Raw genomic sequence first — 25,424 nt, forward strand, 5'->3', positions numbered from 1 at the left:
GCTTTTTGCCACCTTCCCCTTACTGCCAGTGCGTAATAGTCACTGGCAGGCTGACAAAGAAGTTCGTGAGAAAGCTCACAGAACCACACAAGTGGCGAGATGTGAGCCTTGCCGCATTTCTGTCAATCGCCGGTGAGATCTTGAAAAATTAGCCATTTTCCTGCGTCACTAAGATGAAAATTCAAGGTAAGGTGCGGGGCGCCTGCGTAGACTCGGCAACGGTTGAGTTAATTAAGAGGCGAATCATGACCGTTCTACATATCGCAGATTTCTTCCCTGAAGGGAATTACGCCATCGCCATCGAGCCGCGTGTGCCGCAGCAGGCATTTCCGGAGCACCATCATGATTTCCATGAAATCGTGTTGGTGGAACACGGTTCTGGCATTCATGTGTTTAACGGTCAGCCACAAGCTTTATCCGCAGGATGCGTATGCTTTGTGCGCGATCACGATCGTCATCTTTATGAGCAAACGGAAAATTTGTGCCTGACCAACGTGCTGTATCGCAGTCCGGCGTCATTTCGTTTTCTCTCGGGTTTGCAGGCGCTCCTGCCGCGCGAAGAAGAGGATCACTACGCGTCGCACTGGCGCATTAATCACAAGGTGATGGCGCAGGCGCTGCAAATCGTTACACAGATGAAGCAGCAAGATGTGTGGTCACTGGAACGTCACGCACGCCAGGAGCAACTTTTTCTGCAACTGCTGGTGTTGTTGCGCGAAGCGGCTCACAACGATCAATTACAGGATCAGGAAGCACGCTTACATCGGTTGCTCGACTGGCTCAATGAGCACTACAGTGAAGAGATTGTGTGGGATGCATTAGCCGATCGTTTTTCATTGTCGCTGCGCACTCTGCACCGCCAGATGAAGCAGCAAACCGGTAATACACCGCAGCGTTACCTTAATCGGCTTCGCCTGTTACAGGCGCGGCATTTACTGCGTCATAGCGATATGCGCATAACAGACATCGCCTACCAGTGTGGATTTGGTGACAGCAATCACTTCTCCACGCTGTTCCGGCGGGAATTTGGCTGTGCGCCCAGAGCGGAGCGCCAGCAGATGCTATAACTGGAGCGTTTCCTCATGTCGCTGATCTTAACGCGGGAAGACTATTTTCCGGCCTCCAATCTGCCGATTACGGTGGCCGAGCGCATGCCGCAGCCCTCCTTTCCTCCGCACCGTCATGAATTCAGTGAAATCGTTATCGTCTGGCGCGGTAACGGCCTGCATGTGTTGAACGATCGTCCATGGTTGGTAACCTGCGGCGACGTTTTTTACATTCACGATAACGACTGCCACAGCTATGACAGCGTCAACGATCTGGCGCTGGATAACATTCTTTACTGCCGCGATCGCTTTCGTCTTAGCCTTGACTGGAGTCAGTTGTTGCCGCCGCAAGAAGAAGATTCGCCGGGCTGCTGGCGTTTGACCACCCGCGGGATGGCGTTAGCGCGCGGTGTGATTAGCCAGCTGGAACGCGAAAGCCGCAAAAGTGATTCGCTATCGATTCAACTCTCTGAGGCGCTGTTTTTGCAATTAGCATTGATTCTGCGCCGTCACGGTTATGCTGCCGATCGGCCCTGGGCATTACCTGAAGGAGAACAATTAGATCTGCTGATGTCGGCGCTGCAAGGTGCCATCAGCCGTCCATTCGATTTGGCAGTGTTCTGCCAGCAGAATCAGTTGAGCGAGCGTGCGTTGAAACAACTGTTTCGCCAGCAAACCGGTATGACCGTGGGACACTATCTGCGGCAACTACAGCTGTGTCAGGCGAAATATCTGCTGCGGACGCAGGATTGCTTAATCAGTGAAGTGGCCGCGCGTTGCGGCTTCGATGACAGTAACTACTTTTCGGTGGTGTTTACGCGGGAAACCGGTTTAACGCCGAGCGCGTGGCGGCAGCGTTTCCTGCCGCAGCGTGAATTCTCAGCAGAGAAAGTGAAGGCCTGACGTGCCGTAGCGGCGTCAGGCTTTACATCAGGCTGCCATGCCTAATCCAACGATGTTGGCAGCAATGATAATCACCACACAACCCAGCGAGAGAACGCGAACCGGACGTTGACCCGCCGATTTCCACTCTTTTAGTACCAGACCAACCAAACCACCGCACAGCACGTAGAGGCTCATATGCAGCATCCAGCTGATGAAGTCATACTGTGCCGGAATTTTGGCGTGTCCCCAGGCATAGAAGAAGAACTGCAGATACCACATGGTGCCGCCCAGCACGGCAAACGCGATATTGGCCAGCAGCATTGGTTTGGCGACTGAGAAATCACGGCGTACTGAAATATCGGTTTTTACCGCCAGACGGATGAAGCAGTAAGCCAGATTGATTAACGCACCACCGCCCATGATCACCACATAGCTTGGCAACGCAACATAGAGTGGATTGATACCCAGATTGGCTGCAGCTTCATGCATCGGCTTGGCGGCATCCATCGCAAACGACATGCCGGCCGAAAAGATGCCGCACATTACGGCCAAAATCAGCCCTTTTTTCAGGTTGAACTCTTCGGCATTGATGCCCAGCGCCCGCTCTTTTAACAGACCGGCACGCGATACAATCCCTACGCCGATCAGCGCAACTAACACGCCGAGCAGTGTCATACGTCCGCCTGGTGAGCTGAATAGCTCGACAAAGCGGCCCTGCAGCAGCGGCGTCATCAAGGTTCCCACCACTAACGTGATACCGATGGCAATACCAATGCCCATCGACATCCCGAGGTAGCGCATGGTCAAACCATAGTTGATGTTACCGATGCCCCACATGGCACCAAACAGAAATACTGGCATCAGTTGAGAGAAACTAAAGCTGCCGTAATACGCCCAGAAGTTCGGCAGTAATACCGCACTGACTGCCCAGGGAAGAATCAGCCACGACATAACGCCGCCTACCGACCACATCGTTTCCCAGGACCACTTTTTCACCTGCTTAAATGGAGCATAAAAACAGGCGGCACTGGCGGCACCCACCAGATGCCAGAAAATACCTGCAATGATGGCACTGTTCATTGTTATTCCTTCGTAAGGTTGAGGCCAACAGGAAACCGGCGGTTTCCCGATTACCGGCAGTCTACGGTGGGCAGCTTTTCGTCAGCCTTTGGATGGCTGCCGGAAAGCGGAGGTTGCTGGCAAAATTCGGTGGGTCGTCAACATAAGGATCACAAAATCGCATTTGCAGGCAGGTCACGGGGTGATTTTTATAAGTGGCTTATTCTTCAACATATTTTTCTATTATGCTGTGCCGATCAGCACAGTTTTTGATTCACTGCCACTGCAACAGTTAACATGGCAGTCACACAAAGCCGCGTACCAGACTTTCCCCGCAGGCGTTTAATCCGTATAACGTTGGGAAAATCATCAGGACGAAGGATTGAGATGAATACCAAAAGATTGCGGCTGTTGCTGTCACAATCGGTGAGCCGCGTGATGCTGGATGACATCCGGGCCATCGTGCCGGCGCAGGCGCTGAACGTCTTTATTAATGGATTAGATGAAGCACATTACGCCACGCTGGATTGCGTGCAGAGCGAGGAGAATTGCGCCCTGCTGGCTTCGGTGATTGTGGTGTGGCGACAGCTGGGTCACGTTCATGCGATTCATTATCAGAAAGGTGAGCATCTGCGTCAGGTCGACGACGCCACGCAATTCCAGCTGTTCAGTATGATGAAAACCCATCGCGCGATCGTGCAGATCGCTTAACTCTCGGGATGACTATGAAAATCGGACTGCTTTTCCCTATTGCCATCATCATTGCTGGCGTCAGTTTTTTGGCGTGGTTTATTGTCAGCGGCGCGGCGATGCCAGGTTCCTGACATTTTTTAACATACCTTAAATCACCACTAAGCCGCTGAAAGCGCGGCATTTCGCCAGGAATGCTGCGTCTGTCGTGCTGTTCTTCCCTTCTTTGCCATCCCTCAAGTCGCATTGGCAATAGCAAAAAGGTGCTACACCCTGATCTGTTTCACTCTGCAATTCACAAATCTTTAACGAAACCGATCGCGGAGAACCTGCACATGACAACACACCATCAACATTATATTAATGGCGCGTTTGTTGCCGATCAGAACGATAAGTGGATAGAAGTGATTAACCCAGCAACTGAGGCATTACTTTCGCGCGTGCCGGAAGGCAGTAAACACGACGCCGCGCAGGCCATCGACGCTGCTGAAGTGGCGCAGCCGGATTGGGAAGCGCTCCCCGCCGTTGAACGCGGCAACTGGCTGCGCAAAATTGCCGCTGCTATTCGTCAGCGTGAACCAGAATTGACCGCCACTATCGTCGCCGAAGGCGGAAAAACCCAGGGTCTGGCGCAAACTGAAGTACTGTTTACAGCTGATTATCTTGAGTACATGGCCGAATGGGCACGCCGTTATGATGGCGAGATCGTTAATAGCGATCGTCCCAACGAAAACATCTTTGTGTTCAGGAAAGCGATTGGCGTCACCACCGGCATTCTGCCGTGGAACTTCCCCTTCTTCCTGATTGCACGTAAAGCCGCGCCCGCGCTGGTAACCGGCAATACCATTGTTATCAAGCCAAGTGAGCTGACGCCTAACAATGCGGCGATTTTTGCGCACATCATCCATGAAATTGGTCTGCCGAAAGGCGTGATCAACTTTGTTTACGGCTATGGCCCGGAGATTGGTCAGGAGCTGGCAGGCAACCCGAAAGTCGGCTTAGTCAGTCTGACCGGCAGCGTCAACGCCGGTATAGCCACCATGGAAGCCGCAGCGAAAAACGTTACCAAAGTCTCGCTTGAACTGGGCGGAAAAGCGCCAGCCATCGTCATGGATGATGCCGATCTCGATCTGGCGGTCAAAGCGATTGTTAGCTCCCGCGTGATCAACACCGGACAGGTGTGTAACTGTGCTGAGCGCGTTTACGTGCAGGAAGGCATCTACGACCGCTTTATCAGCGCGCTGACTACCGCCATGCAGCAGGTGAAGTTTGGTAATCCGGCCGAGCAAAACGATATCGATATGGGGCCGCTAATCACTGCGGCCGCGCTGGAACGCGTTGAGCAGAAAGTGGCGAACGCGGTCGCGGATGGCGGCAAAGTAGTGCTAGGCGGGAAGCGTGCAGGCAGCAAAGGCTTCTATTTTGAACCAACCATTATCACGGGCGTGCGTCAGGATATGGAGATCATGCAGCAGGAGATTTTTGGTCCAGTGCTGCCAGTGATGACCTTTAAAACCCTTGATGAAGCCATAGCGCTGGCGAATGACTGTGAATATGGTCTGACCTCATCGATTTACACTCAGAACCTCAACACCGCGATGGTTGCCCTGCGTAAGTTGAAGTTTGGTGAAACCTATATCAACCGCGAGAACTTCGAGGCGATGCAAGGTTTCCATGCGGGCTGGCGTAAATCGGGCATTGGCGGTGCTGATGGCCGTCACGGTTTGGAAGAGTTTTTGCAGACGCACGTGGCATATTTGCAGTTCTCGTAGGATCGACATTCATGGCGTAATGCTTGTCAATTAAGCCAACGACGAGGGCGCAGGCCGGTGGCACTTTTGGTCCGGCGGTCCTCGCGCCGCTAGCGCGGTACCTTCACTTCGCTCGTCTGCCTGACGGACCGGTGGAGACGGGACGTCCTTGTCCCGGCTCCACCTTTCGCCCGCGTCCTGCGGGCTCTCCTGGCTTACTCGCTTCGTTCAGCGCTGCGGATTGCCTGCCCAAAAGTGCCCCCGGCCTGCTTTAAAGCTTCAGTGCGTGTTTCTGAAAAGGGCACATTTGCCAGAGGCTCTGGCGCGTCTGCTGCGGCAAAAGGGCTATCCGCAGCGCTGAGGCTTTTACGTTGGGCCAGGAGCCTCACGCATGGATGCGTGAGGCAGTTCGGGGCGGCCAGGACGGCCGATCCGCGAACGGTCCGTTGGCACGACGTGGAAGCCGAAGGCACCGCGTTAGCGGCGCGAGGACGGCCCATGACGCAGCAGATGTGTCAGAGCCCGCACCAGATTTAAAGCAAAATGGTTTCTTAACGGACAAGCATTACGCCATAAGTGGCGACCTGTAACCCTGAAACCTTTATGAAACCCGCTTCTGGCTGCGCAGCAGCGCCAGGCCGCTTAACACGGACATCGCCATCAGATAATAACCGGGCGCCAGACTGGTGCCGGTCACGCTAATCAGCAGTGTACAAATCAGCGGGGCAAAGCCACCAAACACCGTAACCGCCACGTTATAGCTGATCGCCATGCCGCTGGCGCGCGTACCCATCGGGAACAGATCCGCCATCACCGACGGCACCGTTGAGAAGTAGATCGACTTCAGCAGCGCCATCCAGCACACCAGCAAAATCAACGTAGTCGGCGTGGTGTGATCAACCACCAGCTTAAACGCCGGATAGATGGTGACGATCAGCAAAAACAACGATCCCCACATCAGCGGCACGCGCCCCACCCGCTCGGCCCATAACCCCATAATGGGCGTGACCACCGTCAGAATCACACCCGCCAACAAGGTAGCAGTAAACGCCACGCTGCCCGACAGATGCAGATTTTTGGTGGCGTAAGTCGGCACATAGTTCAGCATGTAGTTCACCGCAGTCGAAATCACCATTAGGCCGATCGCCAACAGCATCAACTCCTTCTGGCGGCCAAACAGGCTTTTCAGCGGCGCGGCTTCCGGTTTGTGCTCAGCAAAGCTCGCCGGTTCATGTACGTGACGTCGAATATAGATCCCCAGCGGGCCAATCAGCAGGCCGAAGGCGAAGGGAATACGCCATCCCCAATCCTGAATCTGGCTTTCGCTGAGAATCTGCGTCAGTCCGAGGCCAAACGCCGATGCCATCAACGTACTGGCGCCCTGCGTGGCGAACTGCCAGCTGGCGATAAAGGCTTTGCGCTCCGGGAAATGCTCAACCAGGAACGCCGTCGAGCTGCCAAATTCGCCCCCGGCAGAGAAACCCTGCACCAGACGCGCCAGCAAAATCAGCAGCGGTGCCATCAGGCCAATGCTGCTGTAGCTCGGCATAAAGGTGATGACCGCGCCGCCGAGCATCATTAGGTTGATCGATAACAGCAGCGCTTTTTTTCGACCGTGACGATCGGCATAGTTGCCCAGCACAATCGCGCCCAGCGGACGAATCAGGAATGACACACCAAAACTGCCAAAGGTGAGCAACATTGAAACCGACGGATCGCTGGTAGGAAAGAAGGCATGCGCAATGTAGCTGGCAAAAAAGCCGTACACGGCGATATCAAACCACTCCAGCGCGTTACCGATGCAGGTCGCGAACAGCGTTTTGTGCAGATTGGGCTTCGCTGCGTTCAACGGCATCGTGGTATTTAATGTACTCATTGGCCACCTCCAACGTGCGCACGATGCTGCGCCACCAGTTCCGTTCCCTGCTCGCCGAGATCCCACAGCAGACGCGTCATAATCTGCAAACCTTCGCGGGCAATCGATTTCAACATATGCTCGTTGACGCCATGCTGGCCGCAAGCTGGATACGAGTGCGGCACCCACAAGGTTGGCAAACCGAGAATGTCGGAGAACACGTCATTGGGCAGCGAGCCGCCAAGATTAGGCAGCAGCGCCGGTTTCTTGCCGCTGGTTTCCACCATGCTGGTCAGCACCCAGTTGACCAGCGGATCGGTGGGATCAAGGCGTGTCGCGGGCGATCCGCGCATAAACTCCACCTCCACATAGTCAAAACCGTGCTGATGCAGATGGGCGCGCACATGCTGAGCGAGGTTTTCCCAGTCGGTACCCACCACAAAACGCAGCTGACAAACGGCGGTGGCGCTGCCCGGAATAGCATTCATCGGACGCGCCGGATTGCCGGTGAGAAACGACAACACTTCCAGCGTGTTCCAGCCATACAGGCGTTCGGTTGGCGTCAGTCCCGGCTCGCCCCAGTTCACATCGATATCGGGATCGCCCGGCATGCCGCCCACCTCGATATCGCCGAGAATATCGCGCACCTGCGGCGTCAAAGAGTTGGGTTTCAGCGCCTCAACCTGCAACACGCCCTGCGCGTTGACCAGCGAGGCGATGGCGTTGGCCAACTGCGTACCCGGATTGCTCAACAATCCGCCCCAGTTGCCGGAGTGATAGGCGTTGTCACGCGCGTTAACGGTCAAACGGAAATTAACCGCGCCGCGTGAGCCCAGGAACAGCGTTGGACGAACTGCATTGAGGCGCGGACCGTCTGAAGCAATAAACAGATCGGCTTGTAGCAGTTCGCCATGCTGCTGGCACAACTGCGCCAGCCCTGGCGAGCTGATCTCTTCACCCATCTCAAACAGTATTTTGCAGTTAAAGCCCAGGCTGCTGCCGCGCAACGCAAACACCTGCTCCAGCGCCGCCAGATTAACGCAGTGCTGGCCCTTATTATCCGCGCTGCCACGCGCATACCAGCGATCGCCCTCTTCAACCATCTGCCATGGTGATAAGCCGTCGCGCCAGTTTTCATCATCACCAAACACCACATCGCCGTGACCATAGCTGAGCAAGGTTGGCAGCATGGGATCTTCAATGCGTACCGCCACGAGGAACGGTCGATTAGCGGCTTCCGCGTTGTCGATGAAATGCAACGTGAAGCCCAGAGCGATCAGCTGCGGACCGATCTCATCCTGCAAATAGCGCTGTAATTCGTTGTCACGATCGTCGCGCTGGCTTTCGGTACGTTGCGCCACGCGACGCGCCAAAATTCGTTGAAACTCCCCGCTGTCAAAATAAGCGGTGGCTTGTTGAACCGCCCGTTGTGCTGTCATGTTTGCCCTGTCTTTTATTGTTTTGTCGTTAAGGCATCTTTGCGGAAACACTGCTTTGCCACAATTATCAATTTATCGAGTAAGATTTGCTTTTATAGCAAAGCTAGCCTGCCCGATTTCGAGGCATGCACCACCATGAGGCATCCGCATGTTAAGCAGTGAAATCCGCTATTTTCTCGCCGTCGCTAATACTGGCTCGCTCAGCGCCGCCAGCGAACAGCTGTTTGTGGCGGTGTCGGCGATTAGCAGGCAAATTCAGCGGCTGGAAAATCAGGTTGGCGTGCCGCTGTTTGCGCGTCACGCGCGCGGCATGGTGTTGAACGAAGCGGGCGAAATTTTTGCACATCACGTACGAAAGAACCTGCTGGATATGGAGTATGCGCTGGCGGAAATTAAGGGACTGAAAGCGGTGCGCCGCACGTTGATTCGCGTGGCCTGCACCGATGGGCTGGCATTTACGCTGCTACCGCGTTTGATCGCAGATTTTCGCAATGATAATCCGGGCGTGCTGTTTGATGTGAAAGTCGCCAGCACGCAAGGCGTGGCGGAAGCGCTGCGCAACGGCGAGTGTGACGTGGCGCTGCAATTTAGTCTTCACGCTGAGCGCGGTGTGGAAGTGATGGGTTCGTGGCCGGCACCGGTATTAATCGTGATGCATCAAACGCATCCGCTGGCCAACGCGCCGCAGGTCACGCTCGCCGATCTCAGTCACTATCCGCTGGCCTTGCCGCAGCAAAACACCACCGTGCGGCAACTGTTTGAGCTCGCCAGCCATATGAATGGCAGCCTGGTTGAGCCGGTGATGACCTGCGATACCTTTTCGATGTTGTTTCAATTCCTGCTGCGCACGCCGCAGGCGGTGACAATTTGCAGCGCCTTTACCGTGCTGCAGGAAGCGGAAACGCACGGTTTGATTTTGCGCTCGGTAGGCATCGATCAGCTGAGCCAGCGCACCTTGCAGCTGCAGACGCAATCAGGGCGACCTCGCAGTGCCGCCCTGAATGTGTTTCTCACCTTTTTGCTGCAACAGCTGGATGCGTTAGAGGAACCGCTGCGCCAGCGCTGGAAGCCGTGACTCAGTTCTTGATATCCACCGGGTAGAAGATGTGTTTACCGAACGGATCGACCTGATAACCAGTCACCGATTTGCGCACCGGCTCGAAGATGGTTGAGTGAGCAATCATCACCGCTGGCATTTGATCATGCATAATCTGCTGCGCTTGCTGATACAGCGCCACGCGTTTGTCGTGATTTTGCTCGGCGCGCGCTTCGGTAATGATCTTCTCAAACGGCTGATAACACCATTTCGACGAGTTGGAGCCGCCATTTGCCGAGGTGCAGCTGTAAAGCGGACCGAAGAAGTTATCCGGATCGCCGGTCGCCGTGGTCCAGCCCATCAGCGCCGCCTGATGCTCACCGCCTTTCACGCGCTTGAGGTATTCGCCCCACTCATAACTGACGATATTGGCTTTGATACCCACTTTGGCCCAGTCCGCCTGAATCATCTCTGCCATTCGTCGCGCATTCGGGTTATACGGTCGCTGTACTGGCATCGCCCACAGGGCGATTTCGGTGCCTGGCTTAATCCCCGCCTCCTGCAGCAGCGCTTTGGCTTTCTGCGGATCGTAGTCGTAATCCTTCAGATCTTTATCCGCACTCCACACGTCCGGCGGCAGGATGTTTTTCGCTACCGTGCCAGTACCTTTGAAGATGGCATCAATGATCGCCTGTTTGTTAATCGCCATCGCCAGCGCCTGACGCACCTTGACGTTATCCAGCGGTGCTTTGGTGGTGTTGAACGACAGAAAACCGGTATTCAGGCCCGATTTCTGTTCCAGCGTTAAATCGGGATTGGTGCGCATCTTCTCCAGATCGGCCGGATTGGGGAACGGCATAATCTGGCATTCGTTTTTCTCCAGCTTGGCATAACGCACCGAGGCGTCCGGCGTGATCGAGAAGACAATACGATCGAGCTTCGCCTTGCCCTGCCAGTATTCCGGGAAGGCTTTATAGAGAATGCGCGAATCTTTTTGATACTGCACCAGCTCAAACGGCCCGGTGCCAATCGGCTCCATATCGACCTTCTCCGGCGTGCCGGCTTTCAACATCTGGTCGGCGTATTCAGCCGAATGGATCGAGGCAAAATACCAGGCTAAGTCGGCGAGGAATGGCGCTTCAGCGTGAGCTAGGGTGATGCGCACGGTATTGTCATCGACCTTCTCAATGCTGGTGATCAGCTTCGCCAGCTCGAGGCTTTCGAAGTTGGCATAGTTACCGCCGGAGACATTGTGGTAGGGGTTTTTGGCATCCATCTGGCGCATAAACGAGAAGATTACGTCGTCGGCGTTAAAATCGCGCGACGGCTTAAACAGCTTGTTGCTCTGGAATTTCACCCCTTTGCGCAGATGGAAGGTGTAGACCTTACCATCCGGGCTGATATACCAGCTCTCGGCGAGGCCCGGCACCAGTTCGGTGGTGCCGGGCGTGAAGTCCACCAGTCGGTTAAAAATCGGTACCGCGCTGGCATCGACGCTGGTTCCCGACGTGTACAATTGCGGGTTAAAGTTCTCTGGCGATCCTTCTGAACAGTACACCAGCGTTTTTGCCGAAACCCCGCCCGCGACCGCCAAACCGATTGCAGTGAGAGTGAGATTTGCCATCATTTTTTTCATCATGATCCTCGCTTTTTATTGACTTCCATGAGTCTGCTTCGTTATGTAATGTTCATCTGATTAATAAATAACATGATTTAACCAGCACGCGTACTACAGACGCCGCAATGCTAATAAGGAATTGTGATGACAGACCAACTTGCCAGCCAATTGACCCAGCGTTTCTACCGTTATCTGGCGGTTTCCAGCCAGAGCGATGCCAAATCAACCACGCTGCCGAGTACGCCGTCCCAACATGCGATGGCGGAGTTACTGGCAAAAGAGCTGGGCGAACTGGGTTTGCAGGATATCGTGATTGACCAGCACGCCACGGTCACTGCGGTGAAACCCGGTAATCGCCCTGATGCGCCGCGTATCGGTTTTATCACCCATATTGATACCGTGGATGTTGGCTTGTCGCCGGATATCCACCCGCAAACCCTCAGGTTCACCGGAGAAGATCTGTGCCTTAACAGCACGCAGGACATCTGGCTGCGCGTGGCGGAACATCCGGAGATCAAACCTTATCTCGGGCAGGAGATTATCTTCAGCGACGGCACCAGCGTGCTGGGCGCCGATAACAAAGCGGCGGTAACGGTGGTGATGACGTTGCTGGAGAACCTGCGTGGCGATCACGGTGATATCGTGGTGGCGTTTGTGCCCGATGAAGAGATTGGCCTGCGCGGCGCTAAAGCGCTGGATCTGGAGCAGCGCTTTAACGTCGATTTCGCCTGGACAATCGACTGCTGCGAGCTGGGTGAAGTGGTGTATGAAAACTTCAATGCTGCCGCCGCTGAGCTGGTGTTTACCGGCGTGCCGGCGCATCCGATGTCGGGCAAAGGCGTATTGGTCAATCCGCTGCTGATGGCGCATGACTTCATCTCCCGCTTCGATCGCTTAAAAACCCCCGAACATACCGAAGGCCGCGAAGGTTATATCTGGTTCAACGATATGAATGCCAACGCCAGCCGCGCGGTGTTGAAAGCCTCGATTCGTGATTTCGATTTGCAGGGTTTTGATGCGAAGAAACAGCAACTGGTGGAAGTGGCCGATGAAATCGCCGCGCGTTATCCCACCGGCCATGTAGCGCTGACGATTAACGATATTTACAGCAATATCAGTAATGCAATTGGTGAAGATCGTCGTGCGATTGACCTGATTTTTGCCGCGTTAGAGCAAGTGGGCGTGGAACCGAAGGTGATCCCGATGCGCGGCGGCACCGACGGTGCAGCGCTGTCAGCGAAAGGATTATTGACCCCGAACTTCTTCACCGGCGCGCACAATTTCCATTCGCGTTTTGAGTTTTTGCCGGTTCCCTCATTTGTGAAGTCGTATCAGGTGGCCGAAGCGTTGTGTTATTTAGCCGCGAAATAAAAAAAGGTCGCCCTTCATGGCGACCTTTTTTAGGTTATTTGCTCGCTGAAACATCAATCCCAGGGAAGAATTTCGCCGCCAGCTTAGTGACGGTGCCATCGGCTTGCACCTTGGTGATTGCCGCATCCAGCTCTTGTTTCAATTTGTCATCGCCTTTACGCAGACCAAAACCGATACCGGTGCCGAGAATGGTGTCATCTTCTACCGGCTTGCCGGCAAAGGCGAAACCTTTACCCTGCGGCTTTTCGAGGAAGCCCGATTGACCGGCAGCTGACATCACCAGCGTGCCGTCAAGACGACCGGCAACCATGTCGTTGTAAACCTGGTTCTGATCCTGATAAGAGGTCACTGTAACGCCCTGCGCTTCCCAGTGTTTCTTGGCATAGGTTTCCTGGATCGAACCCTGCAGCACCCCGATGTTTTTCCCTTTCAGTGATTCGGCGGTTGGCAGCAGCTTCTCGCCCTCTTTCACGATTAACATAGTCGGAATGCGGTAGATCGGCTTAGTGAAGTCAATGCTTTTCGCCCGCGCTTCGGTGATGTTCATCGCAGAGTTAATGGCATCAAATTTTTTCGCCTGCAGCGCCGGAATCAACGCATCAAAGCTGCTTTCCACCCACTTACAGTCGAAGTTGCCTACCTGACAAATCGCTTTACCCAGTTCGATATCGAAACCTTCCAGTTCGCCCTGCGCGTTGCGGCTCTCAAATGGCGGATACTGCGATTCAAGACCATAGCGTAAGGTTTCCTGCGCCAGCGCGTGCGCCGAAGTCAGCATGCCCAAAGCGACAAACAGTGCGTTCAATTTTTTCATTATATTTACCCCTAAGTTACCCTTTGACCTGGCAGAGCGCTTCTGCACCGGCCTGAAGTGTTGCGTCGTCTTTTGCGAATGACAGGCGAATTAATTTATTGTCAGTGCCGTCCATATAAAACGCCGACAACGGAATGGTGGCCACACCGTGATCGACGATGAGACGTTTTACCATTTCGCTATCACTTTCGTCACTGAAATGTCCGTAGCTGGCTAACATAAAGAACGAACCGGCGCTCGGCAGCAGTTTAAACGGCGAATCCTGCATCAAGGTCAGCAGGCGATCGCGCTTCTCCTGATAGAACGGCGACAGCTGCAGATAGTTCTTCGGATTTTGCAGATAGTGAGCAAAACCGACCTGCATCGGCGTATCGGCGGCATACATCATGAACTGATGGACTTTGACGATCTCTTCCATCAGCGCTGCCGGTGCCAGCGCATAACCCACGCGCCAGCCGGTGACATGGAAGGTTTTACCGAAGGAGGAAACCACCACGCTGCGCTGCGCCAGTTCCGGATGCGTTGCCATGCCGCAGTGCGTACGGCCATCAAACAGGATGTGTTCATAGACTTCGTCAGACAGCACCACAATATCGGTGTTGCGCGTCAACGCGGCTAACTGATCCAGATCCGCAGCTGACAGCACCTGCGCGCTGGGGTTGTGCGGCGTATTGATGATGATCATGCGGGTGCGCGGCGTAATGGTGGCGCGCAGTTCGTCCCAATTGATGGCGAAATCCGGCACCTGCAACTTCAGGCCAATTGGCGTAGCGCCCTGCAGACGGACCACCGGCGCGTAGCTGTCAAACGCCGGCTCGAAGAAGATCACTTCATCGCCTGCGTGGACCAGCGCGGAAATCGCCATGTAAATGCCCTGGCTGGCGCTGCCGGTGATCAGCACTTCGCTGCCGGCATCATAGTGCTGGCCATACAGCGTGTGAACTTTCTCCGCCAGCGCTTCACGCAGCGACGGCAGGCCGGTCATTGAAGCGTATTGGTTATGACCGTCACGCATCGCCTGGCTGACCAGCTCAACCAGCTTGGGATCACACGGAAAGTTGGGTGCGCCTTGCGACAGGTTAATGGCTTTATGCTGCGCCGACAGCTGGCCAATGACGCTAAAAATCGTCGTGCCGACATCGGGCTGTTTGGAAGAGATGTTAACACTGCTGTTCAAGGTCATCGGTGCCTCGTAAGGTTGCATAACCACGTATCGAAAGTAGATTTCTATTCAACGGTGTGCGGCTTGAGTCGACAAGCGAATTGTTGTCATAATAGCCATGATTAAAAATCATAGCTTGAGGTTATTATGTCCCGCTCTGCTCTGCCGCTCAATGCCATCCACGCGTTTCTGGTCACCGCGCGCCATCTCAATTTGACGCGTGCCGCCAGCGAGCTGTGCATCACCCAAGGCGCGGTGAGCCGTAAAATCGCCACGCTGGAGAGTTGGCTGGGCTTCGCGCTGTTTACCCGCCACGCCCGTGGTCTGCATCTCACCGAACAAGGTGCCGCGCTGCTGCCGGAATTGCAGCAAGGTTTCGCCATGCTGGTGAATGCCACAGAAAAAGCCAGCCGCAGCAACGCCTCGATTCGTCTGAAAGCGCCTACCTGCGCCATGCGCTGGCTGGTGCCGCGTCTGGTGGCGCTGGAACAGCAGCGGCCAGATATTCACGTAGCGTTGACCACCACACTCGATCATGGCTCGCAGCTCGATAACTTTGACGCGGCAATTGTGTTTGGCCCGTCGCCAGCCGGTTCGATTTGCCTGTTTGAGGAGCGTTTAACGCCGGTGATGGCCAGCAGCGTCACGCCGCCCACGCAGATTGGCGAACTGGCGAAGTTTACTTTTCTGCATCCCACGCCGGATTCACGCGACTGGCAGCTTTGGCTGGCCGGGCTGGATGCCGCGTTGCCAATGACGCGCAATCAGCATTTCGCCACCATGGATCTCGCGATCAGCGCTGCGATTCAGGGATTTGGCGTCACGGTGGCGGATGTCACCTTGGTGCAGAACGATGTGGTGAATGGGCGACTGATTGCGCCGTTTGCCACCAGTGTGGCGACCGGCGCAAGCTACAGCCTGTTACAGCGGGCGGAAAAAGATGCGCCACCGTTCCTGCCGGAACTGGTGGCGTGGTTATCTGAGGTTTAGAACGAGACCCATTCGTCAGAGGCTGATTTCGGATGTGCGAGGCCTGCGCCGGTCAACACCGGCCGACGCAGCGCGGTTGGCGATACCACGGCCTTATTTACCGGCGCGCTGTCCGATAGACGGAATTTCGCCACCGAGGCCTGCAGCTCCTGCGTCTGGCGCTCCAGCGCGCTGGCAGCGGCAGAAACTTCCTCAACCAGCGAGGCGTTCTGCTGAGTGACGCTGTCCATCTCGGTGACGGCGGTACCGACCTGCGAAATCCCTTTGCTCTGCTCTTCTGACGCCGCAGCGATGTGCTTCATGATTTCATTTACATCCTGCACCGACTTAAGAATGTCGTGCATGGTGCTGCCCGCGCTGCTCACCAGCGCCGACCCTTTTTCCACGCGCTGCACGGAATCTTCGATCAATGTGGCGATCTCTTTCGCCGCACCGGCGCTGCGCTGTGCCAGATTGCGCACTTCACTGGCCACCACGGCAAAACCGCGGCCCTGTTCACCGGCGCGTGCGGCTTCTACCGCGGCGTTCAGCGCCAGGATGTTGGTCTGGAAAGCGATGCTGTTAATCACGCTCGTGATCTCAGCGATCTTCTTCGAGCTGCCGGAGATGCCTTGCATGGTGGTAACCACTTCGCCCACCAACCGTCCGCCCTGCTGTGCGGTGCCGGTAGCGGTTTCGGCCAGCGAACTGGCCTGACGCGCGTTGTCGGCGTTGAACTTCACGGTGGCAGTTAACTGCTCCATGCTGGCCGCCGTTTGCTCCAGCGCGGCCGCCTGCTCTTCGGTACGCGATGAGAGATCGTTGTTGCCGGAGGAGATCTCCGCTGCGCCGCGATAAATGTTTTCAGTGCCGCTGCGAATCGCGCTTACCGCTTCGCGCAGGCTGTCCTGCATGGCACGCAGCAGCGGCACCAGTTTGCCGACGCAGTTACGGCCAAAATCTTCCACCGGCTGGCTGAGGTCGCCCTGCGCAATAATCGTGAAATGGTTACGGATACGCTCCAGTGGTTTCACCAGCATCGCCACCAGATAGCGATCGGTAAACAGCAAGATAAACAAGCCAATCACCACCGCCACCAGAATAATGACTTTAGTGATGCTGGTGAGCTTATCGACGGTGACGCGCGTCTCATCCAGTTTGCTGCCTGCGGCTTTATTGAAAGCTTCCGCGCTGGCACCAAACGCACGACTAAGCGGCGGCGTGACGTCATTGGCTTGCGCACGATAGGCTTCAAGCGTGCCCTGCTGCGCCAGCGAAACCTGCGGTGCGATGCCTTCATCGAGCAGTTTTTGCCAGTTGGTGATGACGCTATTGGCGGTCTCCGCATCCATCGGACCTGGCGCCATGGTTTTAAACTGCGCCAGCAGCGTTTTCATATTGTCGAGCGCTTGTTGCACCGGGGTAAAAGCATCAGCACCGACTGCGCTGCCTGAGGCGCGGCCTTCCATCACGCGAGACAGACGCGTAACCACACGAAAATATTGATCATTTCCTTTGCTTAAAATGGTCATTTGATTGACCAGTTGGCGGTCAATCTCGTTGCCCTCGCCGAGGGCGTTCAGTGAGTGGACGCTAAACAGCCCAACGGCACACCACAGCAGGCAAAACAGCCCAAGAATGGTGAGCAATACGGCGCGGATGGTGAAATTTTTTAAGATACCCATACATAATCCCTTGGTGTGAAACGCGAAGGAGGCCCGATAAAATCGGGCATATTGCGTTTATCGGCATCGGATTGGGAAAATGTAACGGTTTTGTAAGCTAATTAATTGCTTACTGACGCGGGTGAGGAATATGCGCTTTTAAGATTTATCAGCAAGATAGGCGAAAATTTGCCTTATAAATTGATTTGCCAGATTACACCATTAGCACGCTCATTAAAGCTTAACGTGGCTGCGCATCATCAAACGGAACAAACGCAGCCGTCCACGCATAAAGCGCGCCTTCACCACCGCCTGGGCTTTGCCCTGATCGCCCAGCGCCAGCGTCAGATCGTCGCCCGGTCGCCAGGCTGGCCAATCTACTTCACCCGCTAAGTGCGAGCTGAACTCGCTGGCTTCACGCGCGAAGGTGACCCAATAAGCGCTGACTGTGGAGGCGAACGCTTTATCCTGCTCGCTGTAGCTGCGTTCCGCTGGCGGCGCTAGCGTATCCAGCGTGTTAAAGACATAGGGAATTTCGTTGCCGTGCCATGTTCCGTGCGGATAGAGGTCGCGCGCATTTTCGGAGACGTAATCGAACCAGTAACGCCATGCGGGCAGGCCGATATTGTGCTGCGCCTGAGCGATGATTAACGGTAACACCGTGAACGCCATATCGCGCGCCACCGCACGTCCCAGCAGCGCATCATCATGAATGTCGTACAGCCACTTCATCAGGCGATAACTGATGCGGTTTTTGCTGCGCATCTGTCGCAATACTGCCGTGGCATCCACGCCAAAATAGTCCAGTACGCTGGCTTCATCGCTGTTGCTGCCGATCATTAACGGAATGCGATGCTGCTTGCCGGAGATAAACGTGGTTAACATCGGTTTCGGCAGTACCGCATCGCCGCTGATGGGCACCGGGCCGAGCGCCAGCGGGCGTTCTAACGGCCAGAATTGTTCGGCCGGTAGCTCACGCAGCTGCTCGGCGCTGGCATCTTCGGGTAACGCAAAATGCGCCGCGACCTGTAAACCGATCTGTTGTGCCTGCTTTTGCGGGATGTCGGGCAAGCTGTAGGCGCTTTGTACGATGCCCTTGTGAAACAGCGCCTCGGAGAGCGGCGAGCAGCACAGCGATAACACACTACGCGCACCGGAGGATTCACCAAACAGCGTCACGTTATGGCGATCGCCGCCAAAGGCAGGAATGTTGCGCTGAATCCACTGCAAAGCAGCAATTTGATCGAGTAAGGCAAAGTTGTTGATCACGCGCCCGTCGGGGTATTGCGCATCCAGCGCCGGATGAGAGAAGAAACCGAAGTGACCAAGGCGATAATTGAGCGTTACCACCACCACACCTTGCGCCGCCAGCGCTTTACCGCGATAAGGATCAAGATTACCGGCGCCGATGGAAAATCCCCCGCCATGCAACCAGACCATCACCGGCAACGGCCGCGAAGGCTCAACATCCGGCGTCCAGATATTCAGGTAGAGACAATCCTCACTAAAGCGACCGGGATCGCCACCGCCGGCGGCCACGCAATAGTCACGATTTTGCCAGCTTGCTGCGCCCCATTCGGTCGCATCACGCACCTCTTGCCACGGCTGGACCGGCTGCGGCGGTCGCCAGCGTAAAGCGCCAGTAGGTGCAGCTGCGTACGGTATTCCTTTAAAGACAAAAAGATCTTCGTCCATCAGGCCTCTGAGTTCCCCTTCTGCGGTCATGATCCTCAGACGTCGTTCATTTTTCATCTCGGGTTCCCTGATAATGCATCGTTCCATTATTTGCAGGCCTTGGACGAATGTCCATGTTCTGAAAGCATTTGCAGATTAAGCCGAAACGCGGCGCGATTCTTTGAACAACTCCATCAAATATTTTGGCTAACCCCATCGAGGCCATTTGCTTTAAGGTTGTAAGTTAACCTGGCGCGACGGAGAAACACCATGTTTGGTGGCATTAATCAAATGTTCAACCGGATGTGCGATCACCCGGACCTTGGCAAACTGCTTTTGCGCCTGACGTTTGGCGGATTGCTGCTGTTTCATGGGGCGTTCAAAGTGGTGCATGGCGTGGGTTGGATTGCGCACATGCTCGCCGTCAAAGGAATGCCAGGTTTCATCGCTTACGGTGCTTACATCGGGGAAATAGCGGCACCTGTAATGGTGATCATCGGATTTTTGACGCGCCCTGCGGCGTTCATTATTGCGGTGAACATGATTGTTGCGACACTGCTGGTAAAAATGGGCGCTGTCTGGCATCGCACCGACGTCGGTGCGTGGGCGCTGGAGACAGAAGCGCTTTACCTGCTGGGTGCGCTCGCCATTATGTTTTTGGGTGCCGGGAAGTACACGCTGGTGCGTGACGCGCGCTTGCAATAACCACAAGAAAAGCAGCCGGTCTGCTGAATTTCAGGCCGGCTGTAACATTTCTCCTCAGGCTACGCCGCAGCGATCCAGACTGCGCTGCTGCATCTGCTGGTACAACGCCATTTCATCCTGCACCGCGCAACCTAACGCGCTTTCAAAATCCGCTCGGCTGGCATTACCCGCGCTGCGTGTTTGCGCCACGTCGCCCAAATTCGACTGGAAAATCCCCGCGGCACTGACCGGCAGGAAATCCTCGTAAACGATCGGTTCGGCACTCAAACGCTCTTCAGCCAGCAACTGCGTCACGCTTTCGCCCGCGCGTGGCGGCAAATGCTCGCCTTTTTCGGTCAGGCGATAGCGGAACCACGCCAGCTGCTGCTCGCGCAAAGACTCTTCGTCGTCGGGGAAATCACTAAACACCGCGCTAAGATGTTGCTGGTGATGCTGGTTATCGCTGCCGGTACCGGCTTCGGCCAGCAGACGATCGTAAAGTTCGCGTCCTTTCGGGGTGAGCGCCGCGCCGCGCTGTTCGATCTCACCAAAGCGCGCGGTGTGCGTCCCCGGCGTACCATCGTTAAAGTGCACCGCTTCTTCCAGCGCTTTGAAGCTGGTCTGGCGCAGCAGAATCGGTACTTTACGCTGCGGCGGGCCTTCAATCAGGGTTTTGGGATCGATGCCGCGTGAAGGCATCAGCGCTTGCACCCGATCAATATCCAGCGTGCGCGGCGTCAAATGGTTGATGTGGCAACCACGGAAACACACCACATCGGCAATCAGACGATGCTGCTGGCTCAGTGCGCGATAAGTGGTGCTGTCTACGGTGGTGTGCGCATGCCAGCGGAAGGTTTCCAGCGCTTCCTGCACGAAAGTGGCGGCATCCGCGGCGTTCAAACCGCCCTGCTGATGATGCTTAGCGATCAACGCGCGGCAACCTGGCGTAAAGATATCGCGCGCGGCGAGAATTGCAGCGGCCTTCTCGCGCAGCGCCGCATCATCAATCAGTTCCAGACGCAGCAACGAAGTGAAAACGCGGAATGGATTATGGCGCAACGCGCGATCGCTGACCGGACGAAACGCCGTGGAGTGCACCGGCACACCGGCTTGCGACAGGTCGTAATACCCCACCGCTTCCATGCCCATCACGGCGAACATCTGGCGCAACGTGCTGAGTTCATCAGCCTTTCCGACGCGAATCGCACCGTGACGCTCGACGCTCAGGCGACTCAGTTCATCGGCGGCCGACAAGCGGTTTTTTAACTCGGGATTGGCTTCCAGCGTACGTTCATTAACAGCGGTGACCAACTGCGTCAGCGTGCCGTATTGCGGCACTTCCTGCTGATACAGGGTCGACATTGCCTGCGAGAACAGCGTGCGGATGGCATCGCTGCTGAGAAAGTTTGGCATCATCATCACCTTGGGCTAACGGGTTGTTGCTACTGTAGATCAACCCTTTAGCGGCGGGTAACAATTTCGTGGAACTGTGATCGCCTTGTCACTCGGTGAGGTTTGACTGGTCACCAAAGCGACATTTCAGCACCAGCATGATGGTGGTTAACACGGCAGGAATCGCCAGCAGCAGGAAGATCTGACTGAACGTCCAGCCAAGCGTTAATAACTCGGCACCGACAAAGGCGCTAATGATGGCGCCGATGCGACCAATGCCGTGCATCCAGCTGGAGCCGGTGGCACGCGCATGAGTTGGGTAATAACTGGCGGAGAGCGCATTCATGCCGGTATTGGCGCCGTTAAAACAGAAGCCGCTGCAGAAAGCGATGGCGCTCATTAAGCCGACCTGCGCGGGTGAAAAACCCAGCGCCACAATGGCAATGCCACCGCAGAAATAGATTACCGCCAGCGCCAGATTGGCGTTGATGCGGTCCATCAACCAACCCGCAAACAGCGAGCCAAGGGTTCCGCCGGCCTGATACATCGCCGTGACAATCGCCGCTTCCGTCACCGACATGCCGAGCGTGCTGATCAATGAAGGCATCCAGCTGCCAATCAGGTAAACGAGGAACAGCCCCATAAAGTAGCCGCCCCACAACATCAAACTGCCGAACAGATAGCGGCGCGACACCACGGTCGCCACCGAGCCTTTACGCGCGGTCGGCAACTCAGTGCTTTGATAATGGCTATCCGGCTGCACGCTGCCGGGCAGCATACGTTCGAGGATGGCGTGAATACGTGCGGCAGGCGCGCGACGGCTAATCAGAAAACGTACCGATTCCGGTAAGCCGCGCACTAAAAAAGGCAGCACCAGCAGCGGCAGCACGCCGCCCATCAGCATAACGGAGTGCCAGTCATAGCGCGGCAGCAGCCACGAAGCGGCAAAGCCTCCCGTCGCGGCACCAAAGGTAAAGCCACAGAACACCACGGTAATAATAAATGAGCGGCGACGTTCGGGCGCGTATTCGGCAACCAGCGTGCCCACGTTGGGCATCGCGGCCCCAAGCCCTAAGCCGGTGAGAAAGCGGAACAGCATCATCTGTTCGATGTTTTGCGCCATCGCCGTGGCCAGCGTCCACAGACCGAAAAACAGCACGCTGATGAGGATCATCACGCGGCGACCATAGCGATCGGCCAGCGGTCCAGCGACCATCGCCCCCAATGCCAGACCAATCAGCGCCGCGCTGATCACCATGCCGAGTTGATGATTCGTGACGCCCCAACTGGCTTTCAGCGTGGGCGCAATAAAGCCCATCAGCGCAATGTCCATGCCGTCCAGCGCCACTACCACGAAGCACAGCGCGATTAAGCGCTTCTGCCAGCTGCTAAGCGCACTCTTATTGATAAGCTGGCGAACGTCTACTGCTTCAACGCTGGTCACGTAACGACTCCTGCACTTTTAACCGTTTAGGGCATCAGTTTTAGTAAAAAAAACGGCGCTTATCATAGCTCATCGTTAACAATAACAGGCACTCTTTTTGAATGTAATTGAGAACTATTCAACTTTTTACGCTGTATGTTATTGATTTAAGAGCGCGCGAATATGCTGCAAAAAGTGTCTTTTTCAGCTTTACCCATAAATACATCAGGTTAGCGGCAAAGCTTGCATAGCGGTGTTTTTGTTAATATAAATTTGCAGGCAAGTTAACATAATTAACTTTTCCTCATTGCTGCTCCTCGGCATAACTCATTATGTTGGGCGTATGGACAAAAATATCCTTTTCAATCAGCGCATTCGCTTGCGTCATTTACATACCTTTGTGGCGGTGGCGCAGCAAGGAACGCTCGGTCGTGCCGCTGAAACGCTCAATCTGAGCCAGCCCGCTTTATCGAAAACACTGAATGAGCTGGAAGAGTTGGCGGGCGCGCGACTGTTTGAGCGCGGACGACTCGGCGCGCAGCTCACCACGCTGGGCGAACAGTTTCTGGTTCATGCGGTGAAAGTGCTGGATGCGCTTAATCATGCTGGTCAGAGCTTCAACGCGCCCCAGCCGGGCCGACCGGTGGTGATTCGGCTCGGCGCGCTGACGACTGCGGCGATGGGCATGCTGCCGCAAATTCTCGATCGCTTCCATGAACAGCAACCTAACACCACGGTGCAGGTTGCGACATTGCATAACAACGTGTTGTTGGCCGGTTTACGTGCCGGTGAGTTTGATGTCGGGATTGGTCGTATGGCGGACAGCGATATGATGGCCGGACTCACTTATGAATTGCTGTTTCTGGAATCACTCAAACTGGTGGTGCGCCCCGATCATCCGCTGTTAAGCGAGAACGTTATGCTGTCGCGCGCGATGCAGTGGCCAGTAGTGATTTCGCCGGAAGGCACCGCACCGCGCCGTATCGCGCAGCATATGCTGAATGAGCAAGGTTGTACCTTGCCAGCAAACTGCGTTGAAACCTCATCGACATCGCTGGCGCGGCAGCTGGCACTGCGTTACGACTATGTGTGGTTTGTGCCTTCTGGCGCCATCAAAGAAGATTTGAATCACGATGCGTTGTGTGCGCTACCGATCGCCTCGCCGGGGCCAGGCGAACCGGTGGGCATTATTACGCGCAGCGGCAGTCCATTAAGCCTGAGCGCCGAAGTGTTGATGGCGACCATCCGCAAATTCCACAGCTAGCGACTGTGTTTTGCATGACGCTCACGGTTCTCCAGGCGCGCCTGTTCGGTTTTTCGTAAACCAACATACAGCGCGCCCGCCCCACCATCTTTCGGCTGCGCCGTACAAAAGGTCTGCACTTCTGCAAACTCCGGCAACCATCGCGCCACATAGCTGCGCACGATATTGGCGTGCGACTCATCGTCGCGCCCTTTTCCATGAATAATCAATAGATTGCGCAACCCATGTTTATTGGCCTGCCGCATAAAACTGAACAGCGCCTGACGACAGGTTTCCACTGGCTGACGCAACAGATTAAGGCTGGCTTCAGGCGGATATTTGCCCAGTCGCAGCTTATCCAGCACGCCTTGCTGTACGCCTTCAACTTTAAATTCCAGCGGTGTTGTCAGTGGAACGATGTCGAGATAGCCACGCGTGAGGAAATTTTCCTGCTCGTCACTTTCCTGCGGCGCACGCGGCGCTTTAGGCGAAGGTGCGCGTAGCCATTGGGTATTAGCGCAATTTTTTAATGGTGTCACATCACCCATGGCATCACGGAAAAGGTCTTCATCATCAAGGTTCATGGTGTTTCCTCTCGCCTGGTGTTTGCCTGCGCGTCCAATTCGACGCTAAAGCAAAAGAGTAGCAAAGGATTATGGGCAAAACATCTGTCACTTTTTGCGCTGTATTAAGCGCGCTATAGCTGTAAACCTGGCAACAAAACGTTCCAGATCAATAAATGCGCTTCAATCAGACCAGCGCAAACCCCGTAATACCTGACATTTGTGGGGTTTTAAGGACATTTACTGCTCGGATGAGTTCCCTTCGCTTAGAAAAATGTTAAAATTGACCGCAGTCAATAATCATCGAGCGTAACTATATGATCCAGGAAAAACGCAGCATTCGACGTATTCAGTCTGGCGGTTGTGCCATCCATTGTCAGGATTGCAGTATCAGCCAATTGTGTATTCCCTTCACGCTGAACGAGCACGAACTGGATCAGCTGGATAACATCATTGAGCGCAAAAAGCCGATTCAGAAAGGCCAGACGCTGTTCAAAGCCGGTGATGAACTGAAATCTCTCTACGCAATCCGCTCCGGCACCATCAAAAGCTACACCATCACTGAACAAGGCGACGAGCAAATTACTGGCTTCCATTTGGCAGGCGATTTGGTGGGTTTTGACGCCATTGTTGGTGCCAAACATCCAAGCTTTGCGCAAGCGCTGGAAACCGCGATGGTGTGCGAAATCCCGTTTGAAACGCTTGACGACCTCTCCGGTAAAATGCCGGCGCTGCGTCAGCAGATGATGCGTTTGATGAGCGGTGAAATCAAAGGCGATCAGGATATGATTCTGCTGCTGTCGAAGAAAAATGCCGAAGAGCGTTTGGCGGCATTTGTCTGGAATCTGTCGCGTCGTTTCGGTCAGCGCGGCTTCTCACAGCGTGAATTCCGTTTGACCATGACGCGTGGCGACATTGGTAACTATCTGGGACTAACCGTAGAAACAATCAGCCGTCTGCTGGGTCGCTTCCAGAAAAGTGGCATGCTGGCCGTAAAAGGCAAATATATCACCATTGAGAACCACGCTCTGCTGGCAGAATTAGCTGGCCAGACCGAACAGGCCGCGTGATTCTGTGCCGGGTTAA

22 protein-coding genes are annotated in these 25,424 nt (G+C 55.2%); 11 read left to right on the forward strand and 11 right to left on the reverse strand.

All coding sequences use genetic code 11. The features are described from left to right. Positions 1-245: 245 nt before the first annotated feature. Positions 246-1,067: an HTH-type transcriptional activator RhaS gene (gene rhaS / locus AAF463_RS09705; RefSeq protein ID WP_101764340.1), complete on the forward strand. Its 822-nt coding sequence runs from the start codon at positions 246-248 to the stop codon at positions 1,065-1,067. Between the two features lie 15 nt (positions 1,068-1,082). Then, positions 1,083-1,949, forward strand: a complete 867-nt coding sequence (gene rhaR, locus AAF463_RS09710; RefSeq protein WP_350261965.1) for an HTH-type transcriptional activator RhaR — start codon at positions 1,083-1,085, stop codon at positions 1,947-1,949. A 27-nt stretch (positions 1,950-1,976) separates the two neighbouring features. Here the strand turns inward: rhaR and rhaT are convergent, their stop codons facing one another. After that, positions 1,977-3,011: an L-rhamnose/proton symporter RhaT gene (rhaT, locus tag AAF463_RS09715; RefSeq protein WP_101764338.1), complete on the reverse strand. Its 1,035-nt coding sequence runs from the start codon at positions 3,009-3,011 to the stop codon at positions 1,977-1,979. A gap of 366 nt (positions 3,012-3,377) precedes the next feature. Between rhaT and AAF463_RS09720 the strand changes: the two genes are divergently transcribed. The 3 genes from AAF463_RS09720 (at position 3,378) to aldA (ending at position 5,452) form a co-directional block, all read left to right on the forward strand. Beyond that, positions 3,378-3,701: a hypothetical protein gene (locus AAF463_RS09720; protein WP_101764337.1), complete on the forward strand. Its 324-nt coding sequence runs from the start codon at positions 3,378-3,380 to the stop codon at positions 3,699-3,701. A gap of 14 nt (positions 3,702-3,715) precedes the next feature. Beyond that, positions 3,716-3,814 carry a YoaK family small membrane protein gene (locus AAF463_RS09725; protein WP_137385834.1) on the forward strand — a complete coding sequence of 33 codons (99 nt, stop codon included), beginning with the start codon at positions 3,716-3,718 and terminating at the stop codon, positions 3,812-3,814. Positions 3,815-4,015: 201 nt separating this feature from the next. Then, entirely contained in the window at positions 4,016-5,452 is a 1,437-nt protein-coding gene (gene aldA / locus AAF463_RS09730; protein ID WP_217546558.1) for an aldehyde dehydrogenase, read from the forward strand. Between the two features lie 580 nt (positions 5,453-6,032). Here aldA and AAF463_RS09735 read toward each other — a convergent pair. Both AAF463_RS09735 and AAF463_RS09740 read right to left on the reverse strand, forming a co-directional pair. Next, complete coding sequence (locus tag AAF463_RS09735; RefSeq protein ID WP_350261966.1) at positions 6,033-7,307, reverse strand: MFS transporter; 1,275 nt, start codon at positions 7,305-7,307, stop codon at positions 6,033-6,035. After that, a complete protein-coding gene (locus AAF463_RS09740) occupies positions 7,304-8,725 on the reverse strand; it encodes a M20 family metallopeptidase (RefSeq protein ID WP_350261967.1) in 1,422 nt (473 codons plus the stop codon). Before AAF463_RS09740 ends, AAF463_RS09735 begins: the two co-directional genes overlap by 4 nt. A 148-nt stretch (positions 8,726-8,873) precedes the next feature. Between AAF463_RS09740 and AAF463_RS09745 the strand changes: the two genes are divergently transcribed. After that, positions 8,874-9,800, forward strand: a complete 927-nt coding sequence (locus tag AAF463_RS09745) for a LysR family transcriptional regulator (RefSeq protein WP_192233930.1) — start codon at positions 8,874-8,876, stop codon at positions 9,798-9,800. Between the two features lies 1 nt (position 9,801). Here AAF463_RS09745 and AAF463_RS09750 read toward each other — a convergent pair whose 3' ends face one another. Beyond that, entirely contained in the window at positions 9,802-11,397 is a 1,596-nt protein-coding gene (locus tag AAF463_RS09750) for an ABC transporter substrate-binding protein (RefSeq protein ID WP_350261988.1), read from the reverse strand. A gap of 126 nt (positions 11,398-11,523) precedes the next feature. Between AAF463_RS09750 and pepT the strand changes: the two genes are divergently transcribed. Further along, entirely contained in the window at positions 11,524-12,750 is a 1,227-nt protein-coding gene (pepT, locus tag AAF463_RS09755) for a peptidase T (RefSeq protein ID WP_101764331.1), read from the forward strand. Between the two features lie 34 nt (positions 12,751-12,784). Here pepT and AAF463_RS09760 read toward each other — a convergent pair whose 3' ends face one another. Next, positions 12,785-13,564 (reverse strand): transporter substrate-binding domain-containing protein, encoded by a 780-nt coding sequence (locus AAF463_RS09760; RefSeq protein ID WP_110866208.1) that lies wholly within the window; start codon positions 13,562-13,564, stop codon positions 12,785-12,787. Positions 13,565-13,580: 16 nt separating this feature from the next. Next, a complete protein-coding gene (locus AAF463_RS09765) occupies positions 13,581-14,747 on the reverse strand; it encodes a methionine aminotransferase (RefSeq protein ID WP_350260655.1) in 1,167 nt (388 codons plus the stop codon). Positions 14,748-14,873: 126 nt separating this feature from the next. Here AAF463_RS09765 and AAF463_RS09770 point away from each other — a divergent pair, with 126 nt between their 5' ends. Then, entirely contained in the window at positions 14,874-15,716 is an 843-nt protein-coding gene (locus AAF463_RS09770) for a LysR substrate-binding domain-containing protein (RefSeq protein ID WP_210080703.1), read from the forward strand. On the opposite strand, the gene AAF463_RS09775 is transcribed toward AAF463_RS09770, so the two are convergent. Both AAF463_RS09775 and AAF463_RS09780 read right to left on the reverse strand, forming a co-directional pair. Then, the gene (locus tag AAF463_RS09775; RefSeq protein ID WP_350260656.1) at positions 15,713-17,380 is read right to left on the reverse strand and encodes a methyl-accepting chemotaxis protein; all 1,668 of its coding nucleotides are present in this window, start codon (positions 17,378-17,380) and stop codon (positions 15,713-15,715) included. The two genes, AAF463_RS09770 and AAF463_RS09775, sit on opposite strands and share 4 nt — an antisense overlap. Before the next feature lie 213 nt (positions 17,381-17,593). After that, complete coding sequence (locus AAF463_RS09780; RefSeq protein WP_101764326.1) at positions 17,594-19,111, reverse strand: carboxylesterase/lipase family protein; 1,518 nt, start codon at positions 19,109-19,111, stop codon at positions 17,594-17,596. A gap of 192 nt (positions 19,112-19,303) precedes the next feature. Between AAF463_RS09780 and AAF463_RS09785 the strand changes: the two genes are divergently transcribed. Further along, positions 19,304-19,738 carry a DoxX family protein gene (locus AAF463_RS09785; RefSeq protein WP_101764325.1) on the forward strand — a complete coding sequence of 145 codons (435 nt, stop codon included), beginning with the start codon at positions 19,304-19,306 and terminating at the stop codon, positions 19,736-19,738. 54 nt (positions 19,739-19,792) lie between these two features. Here the strand turns inward: AAF463_RS09785 and AAF463_RS09790 are convergent, their stop codons facing one another. Continuing rightward, positions 19,793-21,130, reverse strand: a complete 1,338-nt coding sequence (locus AAF463_RS09790; protein WP_350260657.1) for a VOC family protein — start codon at positions 21,128-21,130, stop codon at positions 19,793-19,795. 88 nt (positions 21,131-21,218) lie between these two features. After that, entirely contained in the window at positions 21,219-22,553 is a 1,335-nt protein-coding gene (locus tag AAF463_RS09795) for an aromatic acid/H+ symport family MFS transporter (protein WP_101764324.1), read from the reverse strand. 322 nt (positions 22,554-22,875) lie between these two features. On the opposite strand from AAF463_RS09795, the gene AAF463_RS09800 reads away from it, so the two are divergent. Continuing rightward, positions 22,876-23,796 carry a LysR substrate-binding domain-containing protein gene (locus tag AAF463_RS09800; protein WP_101764323.1) on the forward strand — a complete coding sequence of 307 codons (921 nt, stop codon included), beginning with the start codon at positions 22,876-22,878 and terminating at the stop codon, positions 23,794-23,796. Here the strand turns inward: AAF463_RS09800 and smrA are convergent. Further along, a complete protein-coding gene (smrA, locus tag AAF463_RS09805) occupies positions 23,793-24,359 on the reverse strand; it encodes a DNA endonuclease SmrA (RefSeq protein ID WP_101764322.1) in 567 nt (188 codons plus the stop codon). The two genes, AAF463_RS09800 and smrA, sit on opposite strands and share 4 nt — an antisense overlap. 296 nt (positions 24,360-24,655) lie before the next feature. Here smrA and AAF463_RS09810 point away from each other — a divergent pair, with 296 nt between their 5' ends. Continuing rightward, positions 24,656-25,408 (forward strand): FNR family transcription factor, encoded by a 753-nt coding sequence (locus AAF463_RS09810; protein WP_008106391.1) that lies wholly within the window; start codon positions 24,656-24,658, stop codon positions 25,406-25,408. Positions 25,409-25,424: the final 16 nt, after the last annotated feature.

The organism is Pantoea sp. BJ2, from assembly GCF_040255075.1.
Classification (GTDB): domain Bacteria; phylum Pseudomonadota; class Gammaproteobacteria; order Enterobacterales; family Enterobacteriaceae; genus Pantoea; species Pantoea leporis.